This is a genomic window from Rickettsia tillamookensis (assembly GCF_016743795.2).
Lineage (GTDB): Bacteria > Pseudomonadota > Alphaproteobacteria > Rickettsiales > Rickettsiaceae > Rickettsia > Rickettsia tillamookensis.
The window spans coordinates 779,214-791,721 of sequence record NZ_CP060138.2; the positions used below are offsets into that span (position 1 = coordinate 779,214).

Sequence of the window (12,508 nt, forward strand, 5' to 3'; positions counted from 1 at the left end):
CCTGAACCCGAAATAGAAAAAAGCGAAGAGGAACCTAATTTAAATTATGCAGAATTAGATTTAAAATATTATGAAGAATCTTTAGATTATTACTTAAATGTGATAGGGTAGAGTAATAAAATTTTACTCTAGGTTCTATGAAAGAAAATTAAATTATTTGTATTTTTAGATATTTTTGAGCGAAAATTAATAAAATTTTTGCAGGAATAGCTATCCCTATTTTAAAAAAATTTAATAATTTGTAGCCAAAAAGAGCAAAAATAGATTAATTTAATTTTCTTTCATAGAACCTAGCTTGACATTATAATAATAGGCAACTATCTTAAGTGTAAAATTAAAACAGGGTATTTATGATAAGATATTTAATAATTTTATTTGCTTCTATAGCTTTAATTGGTTGTACCGGTCAAAAAACTACGAAATCAAAAGAAGTAGTAGAACTTGACGGTGATCCAAGTTATGCAATTATGAAAACAATTGATAATACTAACAGAAATATCGCTAATACCACCTCATCTCTTCCGAGTACTCCGGTTAGATAGAAATGCTTGTTATTATTTCTTCTGCTAAAACTCTTAATTTTGAGAAGCTAGCTCCCAAAACAGGGCTAACTTCTCTTATATTCCCTAATTTAACTAATCAGTTACTTTCTACACTCCAAAGCTATTCTGAGAATCAATTATCGGAAATAATGAATATAAGTGCAAAGCTTGCACATATAAATAAAGAAAGATTTAAGGATTTTAATAATCAAGAGAGTAAAGCAGCTATTTTTGCTTATGCAGGAGATGTTTTTAATAATATACATATAGAAAAACTAACTAATCATGAACTAAATTTCCTGCAATCACATTTGCTTATTATATCAGGTCTTTACGGAGCCTTAAGACCGCTAGATGCTATTAAGCCATATAGATTAGAAATGGCGACAAAACTAGGTGGAGTAAATTTAACAAATTTTTGGCAAAATGAAATCACGGATTATATTAATAATGTTCTTGCTAAGCATGAAAATAAATATTTACTTAATCTAGCATCACAAGAATATTCATCTGTAATAAATCCAAATAAGCTTAAATATCAATTAGTTAATGTTCATTTTAAAGAAAATAGGAACGGTAAATTATCAACAATTGGAATAAATGCTAAAAAGGCTCGGGGGGCGATGGTCAAGGTTATTGCTAACAATCTAATTGATTCACCTGAGCTACTTAAGAATTTCTCATATTTAGGCTATGAATTTAGTACTAAACACTCATCCGATAGTGAGGTGGTATTTATTAAAATCCACTCTTGATTGACATTGTTGCATGGACCGGTTTTTTTGTCATTCCCGCTTAGCATTGCTGCGTGGATCTAAAAACACGTTCGATGTCATACCATGGCTTGACCACGGTATCCAAAAAAAACAATTTAAAATACTAAAATTTTAGTATTTTAAGCTAGATACCACGATCAAGTTGCGGGATGACAGAGATGAAATGAATCCACGCAACAATGCCCCGCGGGAATGACATTGAGTAGGTTTTTCGATCCATGCAACAACGTCGGTCAAGCCATGGGATGACAGAGGTGAAATTGAGCCACTGTAAGTTCAACATTTTAAACCGATGGTTCTTGAGGCATTAATTCGCCGCTTAAAAGTATATCAAATAAGTACTCTCCTATATGTCTTTTGAGTTCCTGGGTATTAAATATACTGTTAGAATCAAAATTTTTGCAAATTAACATAGCTTCGGACCAATGATTTGAAAAATGTTTTTCAATTTCTGATATAACATTATTTATTTCCAGATACTGCTCTATAAGTTGCTTGTGATATGTATCCTGTGCCTGTCTAACATTATGGTCATCTGACACATAGTTTATTTCAATATTTGAAAATTTTTGGAATGTCTTACATAAATTTTTAATGGAATGTATATTGCCGTTATTAAACCAATTTTTATATTTTAAAATATCATTATTTAAATCAGCTTTAAACTTATCTCTCCATGCTATAACATCGTATAAATTGCTTAAATTTAGAGATATTTGGTTATCTAAATTTGCAGTGTAATAATCCATGTTTTGCTCTTTTAATAATCTACCTCTAGCTACTAATATCTCGAAGGATTCTATACTTTTATGGAACGCGGTTACATAGATCGGTATTTGTATACTGCTTTTTAAATTTACATCTGCTCCTCTGTCAACTAGGTACTTAGATAAGCCAAGACGATTAGAAGATATAGCACTCTCTAGTAATGAACACTCTTCATTATGGAATGTTTGGCCATTGTCGTATCTAACATTGATAGTTAAAGGTTTATTAATATTCGGAATGTCTTCAAAGCTTCTAATAAAAATTTCATCAGGAACTTTATTATTCCTTAAAGCATTCTGAATTTCATTTGGAAGCAATTTTGCACCCATGTTCACTAACTCTTTGGCTAGCTCAATACGATTAGAATCTATAGCTTTCATTAATAATGAACGTTCTTCATCATGAAATATTTGACCATTGTCGTAGCTAACTGTTATAATTAAAGGCTTATTAATATCCGGAACGTCTTTAAGGCTTCTAATAAAAATTTCATCTGGAACTTTATTATTCCATAAAGCATTCTGAATTTCATTTGGAAGCAATTTCGCACCCATGTTCACTAACTCTTTGGCTAGCTCAATACGATTAGATTCTATAGATCTTATTAGTAACGAACATTCTTTATCATGAAAGGTTTGACCATTATCGTAGCTAACATTTATAATTAAAGGTTTATTAATATCCGGAACGTCTTTAAGGCTTTTAATAAAAATTTCATCCGGAACTTTATTATTCCATAAAACATCCTGAATTTCATTTGGAAGCAATTTTGCCCCCCTGTTAATTAACTCTTCGGCTAATTTCATACGATTAGATTGTATAGCTCTCATTAGCAATGAACGCTCTTCATTATGAAATGTTTGACCATTGTCATAACTAACTGTTATAGTTAAAGGTTTATTAATATCCGAAATGTTTCTAAAGCTTTTAATTAAATATTCATTTGAAATATGAGGGGTATATAAAAGGTCAATTAGTTCTTGCTTATATGCCTGTTCGTTTTCTATACTCAATAATTCAATTATTTCTTCATTTAACTCTGCTTCATTATCAATATTAAAGAATACCGGAAGCATCTTCGCTTTTAAATGAGGATATTTAGATATTTCAGTTTCCGTAAGTAGAAATTTTATAACCTCATCGTTGCGAAGCATTGAGTTGAATAAAGATGAAATAATTAAAGTTTTGGTATATTAATTGCCAGCAATCTTACTTTTTAGTTCAGTCATTTTAGCTAGGTTGGTCTCATTAATAGCTGTCCAAAGATGCTCAATATTTGCTCCATTAGTAAATATCGCATTTTTTAACACATGCTCGATTACTTCTTGCGTTTGTTTCTTAAAGTAATTATCGTCTCTAAGCCCTAGCTCTGCCTCTGCTTTTTTAATTAGCTGATCTGCCTCATTGTCAATTTCTTCTATTATACTTTCAGCAAAAAAATCATTATAATTTATTTTCATAAAATCTCATCCTTGAAATTAATATTTAGTTAAAAAATTAATGCCATTATATAACAAGTTAAGAAATTTACAATAATTAAAATTATGTTAATAATTTTACAAAGTAAATTTTTATTAAGTTTGTAATTAAGCTTTAAGAATGCAATAGAAATTTAACTAAAAAAGGAAGTATTTATAAATTGAAATAGAAATAAGACATGGTGGGTGATAGTGGACTCGAACCACCGACCTTTACGATGTCAACGTAATGCTCTAACCAACTGAGCTAATCACCCTTAGAGCCTATCAGTAAATAAATTTTAATTAGTAATTAAAGAACTTTTTTAGCGAAAATTTATAAGATTTTTGTAGGAACAGTTATTCATATTTCAAAAAAATCTTATAATTTGCAGCAAAAAAGAATTAAATTATCGGTTAAAATTTATTTACTGAAGGCTCTAATAATTTTAAATTCTATATTTATTGCATAATGTACTAGATTTCAAGCTTTATTTCTATTATTTATAATATTTTATTATTTAGTCTATAATTTTATGGTGGATTTAAAAACTAAAGCCTTTGATATCTCTCAAAATTTTACTATTTCTCTTGATGGTCCTGCTGCTTCAGGTAAAGGGACTATCGGTTTAATATTGGCAAAAAAATTTTCTCTTAAATATTTTCAGTCAAGTATTGTTTATAGGCAGCTTGCTTTTGACTGCATTAACCAAAAAATAGATGTCACCGATATAGATACGGTCATTGCTTTATCTAAAGAATTAAAACTTGATAATAATCTTGATTTAGAGAATGAGAATATAGGTGATATAGCATCGCAAATTGCCATAATAAGCGAAGTTAGAAATAATCTAAATAAATATCTGATTAATCTAGTAGAAACAACGCCAAGAATTATTATGGAGGGTAGGGATATAGGCACCGTTGTTGCACCTAACGCCGATTTAAAGATTTTTATCACCGCAAATCCTCAAATTAGGGCTGAAAGACGATATAAGCAGTTGCAAGCAAAAGGAAAAACATGTATACTTGATGAGATTTTACGGCAAATAATTTTGCGAGATAAAAGAGATAAAGAACGAAAAGCTGCACCGTTATTACCGGCTTCAGATGCTTTAATTATCGATACTTCAGAGCTTTCAGCTGTAGAAGTCGTAGAAGAAATAACGAATTATATAAAGAATAAAATAACTTGAAAAAGTGCTAAGTTATTTTATTCAATTTTATTAACCTTTTTAAAAATTTTTATTAGTTTAGGGTCTGTGTACTTTGCGTACAGGATTCAGCACTTTAACTAATATTACGAGAAAAATATGTCAATAAAACTAAAACAACGATTTGTTCCACAACTTGCAGCAATTAATCACGAATTTGAAGAAGATTTTTCTAAAATGCTTGAAACCGTTGATACAAGCCATATAAAAGAAAAAACGGTAGTTAAAGGTCAAGTAATCGAAATAAAAAACGATATGGTTATTGTTGACGTCGGGTTAAAAAACGAAGGTAGGATACCTAAGTCTGAATTTTTAGCTTTACCTGAAGTTGGGGACGTAGTTGAAGTTTTCATCGAGAAAATTGAGGGACGTAACGGCAGAACGATATTGAGCCGTGAAAAAGCAGTTAAAGAAGAATTATGGGGACAACTAGAAATCATGTGTTCCAAGGGTGAATTTGTCGACGGTACGATTTTCGGTCGTGTGAAAGGAGGCTTTACCGTGGATTTATCCGGTGTAGTAGCATTCTTACCAGGAAGCCAAGTTGACGTTAGACCTATTAAAGATCCTACTTCTATAATGAACATTAAGCAACCGTTTAAAATTTTAAGCATGGATAAAAAGCTTGGTAATATAGTAGTTTCAAGAAGAGCTATTTTAGAAGAATCACGTTCCGAAGCTAGAGATGAGATGCTATCTAAAATTAAAGAGGGCATGGTGTTAGAAGGAACCGTAAAAAACATTACTGATTACGGTGCGTTTATCGATCTTGGAAGTGTTGACGGTTTATTACATTTAACCGATATTTCTTGGGGAAGAGTTAACCATCCTTCAGAAGTATTAGAATTTAACCAAAAGGTTAAAGTAATGGTTATTAAGTTTGATGAAAAAACCAAAAGAATATCACTTGGTATAAAACAACTTGATTCTAACCCATGGGAAGCAATTAAAGAAGAATTCCCTGTCGGTAAAAAAATGCTAGGTAAAGTTACAAATTTTGCTGATTACGGTGTATTTATAGAATTAAAAGACGGACTTGAAGGGCTTGTTCATTCAAGCGAAATTAGTTGGTTAAAATCTAATCAGAATTCTAGAAAAACGCTAACTATCGGTCAAGAAGTAGAATTCGTAGTTTTAGAGGTTGATACTGAAAAGCATCGTGTTTCTTTAAGTATCAAACAATGTCAAGAAAATCCTTTAATAAAGTTCGCTGAAAATAATCCTGTCGGTACTATAATTAAAGCACCGATTAGAAATATTACAGATTTCGGTATTTTCGTTGCACTCGGTAATAATATGGACGGCATGATTCATGAAGGTGATATTAGCTGGGAAGATAAGGGAACAGATCTATTAAAATCATACAAAAAAGGTGACGAAATAGAATGCAAAGTTCTAGCCATTAATATTGAAAAAGAACAAGTTAGTTTAGGTATAAAACAATTGTCGCCAAATCCATATCAAGAAATCAGTGACGAATATAAAAAAGGCACAATAGTTAAAGCCCTTATAACAGAAGTTAAAGATGATGGACTCGAAGTACTATTAAACAATAAAGTAGCAGGTTTTATTAAAAGAACTGAACTATCGGATGAAAAAGACGAACAAAAGCCTGAAATGTTTAAAATAGACGAAGAAATAGAAGCAAAAGTTGTTTCTATCGAGAAATCAACCGGTAGAATTTTATTATCGGTAAAAGCTCATAAAATAGCAGAACGTCAAAAAGCTCTCAAAGAATATGGTTCTAGTGATAATACCACCAATATGGGAGATATACTTGCTAATGCTTTAGAAGATAAGAAGTAGAAGCTTTTTTGTCCAATTTGTCATACCGTGGCTTGTTCACGGTATCCAGTTTTGTTTAATTGTTCCTGGATCCCGTGAATAAATCCATAGTACCGGACAATTTTTATTCTATGTCATTCCCGCATAGGCGGGGCGTTGTTGCATGGCTCGAAAAACCTGCTGGGTGTCATACCGTGGCTTGTCCACGGTATCCAGTAAAACAACTAAAAATACTAATAATATTAGTATTTTTAACTGGATCCCGTGAATAAATCACGGGATGACAACAAAAAAACCGAACCATGCAACAACGCTCGTAGGCGGGAATCCAGTAAAGGAAAGCTTTTTTTAAAAGCTTTCCTTTAAAAAACTATATAATAAAAAATCTTTAAAATTAAAGATTTTTTAGCCTGGATCCCTGCTTTCGCAGGGATGACATCGAGGGCTTTTTAAAAATTGTCCGGTACTATGGATTTATTCACGGGATGACATCTTTAATCAATCAATTTCAGGAGAAAATATTAATGTCGTATGTACCGATAGTAATTGAACAAACATCACGCGGTGAACGTGCTTATGATATATATTCAAGATTGCTAAAAGAACGTATAATCTTTGTATGTAGTACTGTTGAAGATCATATGGCAAACCTAATCGTTGCACAATTATTGTTTCTTGAAGCAGAAAATCCTAAAAAAGATATATATATGTATATTAATTCCCCCGGAGGAGTTGTAACCGCAGGGCTTGCTATTTATGATACAATGCAATATATAAAGCCTAAAGTAGCTACATTATGTATAGGTCAAGCTTGTTCTATGGGTTCACTTTTACTTTGCGGAGGCGAGAAAGGAATGCGTTATAGTTTACCTCATAGCCGTATTATGATCCATCAACCGTCAGGAGGTTATAGAGGACAAGCTACCGATATAGAAATTCACGCTCAAGAAACCCTAAAAATCAAAAGGTTACTTAACGAATTATATAGTAAACATACTGGACAAGAGTTAAAACATATCGAAAAAAGTATGGAACGTGATAATTTCATGTCACCGGAAGAAGCAAAGAAATTTGGAATAATCGATAATATAATTTCTTCTAGAGATGCTATGACAATGTCAGCAAAATAAAGAATTGGTATTGCTAACTAAATATAGATTCGTCATTGCGAAGCCATGAAAGCGTTGTTGCATGGCTCGGCCTCGCCTTTGTCATCCCGTGATTTATTCACGGGATCTAGTTAAAAATACTAATAATTTTAGTATTTTTAGTTGTTTTACTGGATACCGTGGACAAGCCACGGTATGACATCGAGCGGGTTTTTAAGCCATGCAACAAAGCCAGCCATGAAGTGGCTGGGTTAATCCAGAAAAATAATAAAAAGTACTAATTCTAATGTTTTCTTACTGGATTGCTTAGTCAAAATTTTTAATTTTTTCGTAGCTCAGACGTTAATTTCTAATTAATCTATACTTAGTTAGCAATACTTAAAGAATTTTATAAAAAAATCTTATAGATTTAGTTTTATTATTATAGTATAAGAGAATTAATTTGTTATTGGGGTCATAGCTCAGTTGGTAGAGTGCTTGAATGGCATTCAAGAGGTCGAGGGTTCGATTCCCTCTGGCTCCACCATGTCTTATTTCTATTTCAATTTATAAACACTTCAAACAGTAAACATATTATAAACTAAGACTTTTTACTCTTCAAAAAAAGTTAGATAATATTCAATCTTTATCATAATTCCTTTTTAGATTAGTTTTAACTTACTTAGTGAATTAATTAAGAGGCTATAAAATGAATAAAGTAATTACACAATTATTAGAAATTAAATTAGTTGGTATTACAGCCCGCACTTCAAACGCCGCAGAAATGAACGCTGATACTGCAAAAATAGGGGCAATAATGCAGCAATTTTTTGCAGGCAAATTACAAGATAAAATCCTAAATAGAAAAACTCCGGAAAAAGTTTTTGCAGTTTATACAAATTATGAGAGTGACGCTACCGGGGAATATACTTACTTTCTTGGAGAAGAAGTTACTTCTTTTGAGAATATAGATAAAGAATTTTCGACTCTTACTATTCCAATGCAAACTTATGCAAAATTTACTTCAGGTCCCGATCAAATGCCTAAAGTCGTTATTGATATGTGGCAAAAAATATGGAATATGGATACGGCAATGTTAGGAGGTGAAAGAGCTTACATAGCTGACTTTGAAATATATGATGAAAGAAGTAGTGATTTAAATAATGCTGTAGTTGATATTTATATTGGTATACTCGATGAACTTGAAAAATTGGCTACGTCGTCTTTGTAAGTCCTCAGATGCTCACGTATTATTATACGCTCCGCTCCTCGGCTTACAGACTCCTTGCTCTTTTCCAAGTTGATCTTCGTATACTGACTCTTCATTTCACAAGAGTATATTAAAAATAGTTAAACTAGGCTATATGCTTTATCAGCAAGTTTTAAAAATAACTTATTTTCTATTCCATCTTCAAGATTCCAACAGATAGCTAAAATAAGCTGGACAAAATACCAGCTTCTAACCTCTTGTAATTTAAAGCCAAAATAATTTGCTACAAATTCGGTATCTTTCTCTATATCCATAATAAATGCACATACTTCATTTATAGGATATCCAATTACTCCTTTAGGGTCAATTACTACCCAATGCTTACCATTTTGTAATATATTCTCATGATGTAAATCACCGTGAATTAAAATTTGAGGCTCAGTATTTTGAAGAAGCTCATCTCTCAATTTTTTTGCCTTTTGTAAGTAAGTTTTAGGCAAATCCCATTCTTTATCCAAAGCTTTCAGCTGATCCTTGATATTAGGGAAGTGATGAATTTCTGGTATAGATGCTCTGTGCAGCTTGCTCATAACAGAACAAGCTATAGCAATTTTGTTATCTGATGAATATTCTTTTAAAGAAATACCAGGAACGGCTCGCTCAAGCAGTAAAGCTTTATCTTTTTGAGCTAGAATAGTTGCAGCACCAAACCCTGAAAAAACTTTTAAAGCCTCCGCTTCGTTTGTTAGGTCTTTAGCAGTAAAGCTTAGCTTCAGTATAATAGGCTTATTATTTTGATAACCAGATAAAACATAATTGAAAGATAAATTATCTATAGGCTTAAGGTTAGACAAGTTCCATTCTTGAGCTAATTTTGATACAATTTCAGGTAGTTTTTCAAGCCAGATTTCCCCTTGCTCTTTATATATACTAATTATATTATTTCTAAATCTATCCATGTTATAGATTATATATGAATATACATTTTGAAAAAGCTAATTTAACTCATAAAGAAACTATTTTTAGCTGGTTAGAAGAACCGCATATAAAAGAGTTTTGGGATAATAGTAAAGAGCATAAAGAGGATATCTTAAACTTCATTACCGGCAGAAAACAGCATTATTTTTATGGAACAACTAATTACTGGATTGGTTTTATAAATGAAGAATCATTTTGTTTCATTTTGTCGGACATTCTTCAAAAGGATCAAGATTTATCGGAGATTCAACGGAAATATTTGTCTAAATCAGGTCATACAATAACTCTTGATTTCGGCATAGGTAATAAAAATCTTTTAGGCAAAGGGCTAGCTAGCTCTACTTTAGAATTGTTTGTAAAATTTTACCATAAATCCGTTGATTCGCTAAACAGAACTTTTTTTATTGATCCTGATGAAAATAATCCGCGAGCTATGTATGTTTATAGTACAGCCGGCTTTAAACAGGTCGGATAATATAAAGCACAAAGCGGAGCTTTTAAAGGCAATACAAGTTATTTAATGGTAAAAAATATATGAGTACAAATTATATTTTAATTCGTGATGCTAATAATAACGATATTTCTGCTATGGTTTCTTTATCTTACGCTAAGCGCCGTAGCTACGAGAAAGCACAACCGCAATTTTGGCGATATAAAGAGGGAGCTGAAGAATCGCAAAGTAAATGGTTTAAGGAATTATTATTACAAGATGATTATATAATACTGGTTGCAGAAAATGAAAATAAACTACTCGGTTTCATTATAGGAAGATTAATAGAAGCACCGGAAGTTTATGACCCGAAAGGACTAACTCTAATGATTGATGATTTTTGTGTTGAAACCGAAAATGATTGGTCTTTTGTAGGAGAACAGTTAATTGAAAAAATTAAACCTAAAGCTAAAAGCAAAGGAGCTAGCCAAATATTAGTAGTTTGTGGAGTACATGATGAACCTAAACACCAATTTCTAAAAACACTTGGACTAAATGTCGCTTCAGAATGGTATGTTGCCGGTATATAATTATTTAAAGAGTTCTCTAAAATTATGCTCTTCTAAGATAAAATTAGGATAATATAAGGATAAATTATGTATTATATGCTATTTTAAGGATAATTTAGTAATATTCATCCAAATTTTTTTGAATAATAATATAGATATAAAATGAACATGCAGTAAAGATATATCTATATGACTATACAATTATATTTAAACAATACATATCTATTTGAATCTAAAGCCTCTATTTTAAATTATGGCGAAGATGAAAAGGGAAAATTTATAATATTGGATCAAACTATATTTTATCCTCAAGGCGGCGGGCAACCTTCAGACCAAGGAGTGATTCAAAATGATTATTTTGAGGTGAGTGTTACTCTAGTACGTCAAGTCGGTACAGAGATTCGCCATTATATAAGTGCAGCATCAAACGAAATTTCGATAAATTCTGTAGTTAATTGCTTGGTAGATAACAATAGGCGGATGTTAAATAGCAGATATCACACTGCTGCACATTTACTTGGAAATATTGTAGAGATACTTTATCCTATGCTTAAAGCCGTTAAAGGTCATTCTTTTCCTGGAGAGGCTTATGTTGAATTTCAAGGTGATGAGCCGGTGGATGTAATGCAAATTCAAAATACAATTGATCAAACTATAGCTAAAAATAATAAAACAGAAATTTTTGAAACTGATCCTGCTTCTTTTGAGCAACAATTTTATAAGCTTCCTTATATTATTCTGGAAAATAAAAAGTTTCGGGTTATGCGAATAGGTGATATGGCACCGGTGCCTTGCGGTGGTACGCATTTATCTTCTATTGCTGAAATTGGTAAGACACTTATCGGCAAAGTTAAAATTAAAAATAATATTGTTCGTATTTCATATGAGGTGACATGAAGTTCATATCGCTTGTAGATACTAAAAATCAAAACGTTATAACGATTGATGCGGATAACCTTATCTTACGCATTGAAATAAATGACCAAGTAAAAGAAACAAGACTTAAGCCTTATATGGCCTCAGTACTATATGAAATGTTTAGCAAACATCCTATACCGTTACCTTATGAACAAATTACCGAAATTCTAAAGCAGCACCATCTCATTATTTCTGACTTGATGCGTATGCATCGTAGATTATCAGAAATCAGATTGTTTATTGCACAATTTCATCCAAATTTAGATGATATAATCTTGAACACAAGAGGGGTAGGGTATAGTCTACCGTTACGTTTTAAAAACTTACATCAAATAGAACCTAAAGAAAATATTAAGTTTAAAAATCAGGAAATCAATAAAGCTATAGAAGTTTTGCATGGTTTAATCCTTGATGCAATTGACATGACTTCCAAAAGCAAAATTATATACTCTCCGCTAGGCTATATTATGAATCGTGAACCTATAAAACAGATTATCGTAGAAAAGCTCTCTATATTTAATGAATGTGAGCAAATCATACTAAAAGAAATACGTACCCATGAAGCAGAGTTTATCAGTTTAAGAATTGCTTATCTTCTTGTAAAACTAAAAACTTTTATAGGTCTTGCTCGCATTTCTGAATATCCCATCTCAGAAGCACAATGGTTAGATTGGTTTAAACAAGAAGTATGGTTGTTTTTTGATCAACTAAAAAATTTAATAAGATCAGTAGAGAATTTATAACTAACTATATAGTAAAGCAGTAAAACTTCA

13 protein-coding genes and 2 tRNA genes are annotated in these 12,508 nt (G+C 31.5%); 11 read left to right on the forward strand and 4 right to left on the reverse strand.

Annotated elements, in window-relative coordinates:
* Positions 1-350 precede the first annotated feature (350 nt).
* Together H6P87_RS03760 and H6P87_RS03765 are read left to right on the forward strand one after the other, a co-directional pair.
* Entirely contained in the window at positions 351-542 is a 192-nt protein-coding gene (locus tag H6P87_RS03760; protein ID WP_039594994.1) for a hypothetical protein, read from the forward strand.
* Positions 543-544: 2 nt separating this feature from the next.
* Positions 545-1,297: a YaaA family protein gene (locus tag H6P87_RS03765; RefSeq protein ID WP_202068307.1), complete on the forward strand. Its 753-nt coding sequence runs from the start codon at positions 545-547 to the stop codon at positions 1,295-1,297.
* 305 nt (positions 1,298-1,602) lie between these two features.
* Here the strand turns inward: H6P87_RS03765 and H6P87_RS03770 are convergent, their stop codons facing one another.
* The 3 genes from H6P87_RS03770 to H6P87_RS03780 form a co-directional block, all read right to left on the reverse strand.
* On the reverse strand, positions 1,603-3,240 hold the full coding sequence (locus tag H6P87_RS03770) for a hypothetical protein (protein WP_202068309.1): 1,638 nt from the start codon (positions 3,238-3,240) through the stop codon (positions 1,603-1,605).
* A 39-nt stretch (positions 3,241-3,279) separates the two neighbouring features.
* A complete protein-coding gene (locus H6P87_RS03775; protein WP_202068311.1) occupies positions 3,280-3,546 on the reverse strand; it encodes a hypothetical protein in 267 nt (88 codons plus the stop codon).
* A gap of 198 nt (positions 3,547-3,744) precedes the next feature.
* Positions 3,745-3,821: transfer RNA gene (locus H6P87_RS03780), tRNA-Val, on the reverse strand.
* 258 nt (positions 3,822-4,079) lie between these two features.
* Here H6P87_RS03780 and cmk point away from each other — a divergent pair.
* The 5 genes from cmk to H6P87_RS03805 all read left to right on the forward strand — a co-directional run bounded on the left by cmk (position 4,080) and on the right by H6P87_RS03805 (position 8,861).
* Positions 4,080-4,739 (forward strand): (d)CMP kinase, encoded by a 660-nt coding sequence (cmk, locus tag H6P87_RS03785; protein ID WP_202068313.1) that lies wholly within the window; start codon positions 4,080-4,082, stop codon positions 4,737-4,739.
* Positions 4,740-4,856: 117 nt separating this feature from the next.
* Positions 4,857-6,563, forward strand: coding sequence for a 30S ribosomal protein S1 (locus H6P87_RS03790; RefSeq protein ID WP_202068315.1), 1,707 nt, complete (start codon positions 4,857-4,859; stop codon positions 6,561-6,563).
* 503 nt (positions 6,564-7,066) lie between these two features.
* The gene (clpP, locus tag H6P87_RS03795) at positions 7,067-7,672 is read left to right on the forward strand and encodes an ATP-dependent Clp endopeptidase proteolytic subunit ClpP (protein ID WP_202070109.1); all 606 of its coding nucleotides are present in this window, start codon (positions 7,067-7,069) and stop codon (positions 7,670-7,672) included.
* A 429-nt stretch (positions 7,673-8,101) separates the two neighbouring features.
* Positions 8,102-8,177: transfer RNA gene (locus H6P87_RS03800), tRNA-Ala, on the forward strand.
* A gap of 162 nt (positions 8,178-8,339) precedes the next feature.
* The gene (locus H6P87_RS03805; protein WP_202068317.1) at positions 8,340-8,861 is read left to right on the forward strand and encodes a GyrI-like domain-containing protein; all 522 of its coding nucleotides are present in this window, start codon (positions 8,340-8,342) and stop codon (positions 8,859-8,861) included.
* Positions 8,862-8,980: 119 nt separating this feature from the next.
* Here the strand turns inward: H6P87_RS03805 and H6P87_RS03815 are convergent, their stop codons facing one another.
* Positions 8,981-9,799, reverse strand: coding sequence for an aminoglycoside phosphotransferase family protein (locus H6P87_RS03815; protein WP_246437680.1), 819 nt, complete (start codon positions 9,797-9,799; stop codon positions 8,981-8,983).
* Between the two features lie 14 nt (positions 9,800-9,813).
* Here H6P87_RS03815 and H6P87_RS03820 point away from each other — a divergent pair, with 14 nt between their 5' ends.
* From H6P87_RS03820 to H6P87_RS03835, 4 genes are all read left to right on the forward strand, one after another.
* Positions 9,814-10,293, forward strand: coding sequence for a GNAT family N-acetyltransferase (locus H6P87_RS03820; protein WP_246437682.1), 480 nt, complete (start codon positions 9,814-9,816; stop codon positions 10,291-10,293).
* A 59-nt stretch (positions 10,294-10,352) separates the two neighbouring features.
* Positions 10,353-10,838, forward strand: coding sequence for a GNAT family N-acetyltransferase (locus tag H6P87_RS03825; protein WP_202068321.1), 486 nt, complete (start codon positions 10,353-10,355; stop codon positions 10,836-10,838).
* A 168-nt stretch (positions 10,839-11,006) separates the two neighbouring features.
* On the forward strand, positions 11,007-11,714 hold the full coding sequence (locus H6P87_RS03830) for an alanine--tRNA ligase-related protein (protein WP_202068323.1): 708 nt from the start codon (positions 11,007-11,009) through the stop codon (positions 11,712-11,714).
* Positions 11,711-12,478, forward strand: a complete 768-nt coding sequence (locus H6P87_RS03835) for a hypothetical protein (RefSeq protein WP_202068325.1) — start codon at positions 11,711-11,713, stop codon at positions 12,476-12,478. Before H6P87_RS03830 ends, H6P87_RS03835 begins: the two co-directional genes overlap by 4 nt.
* Positions 12,479-12,508 lie beyond the last annotated feature (30 nt).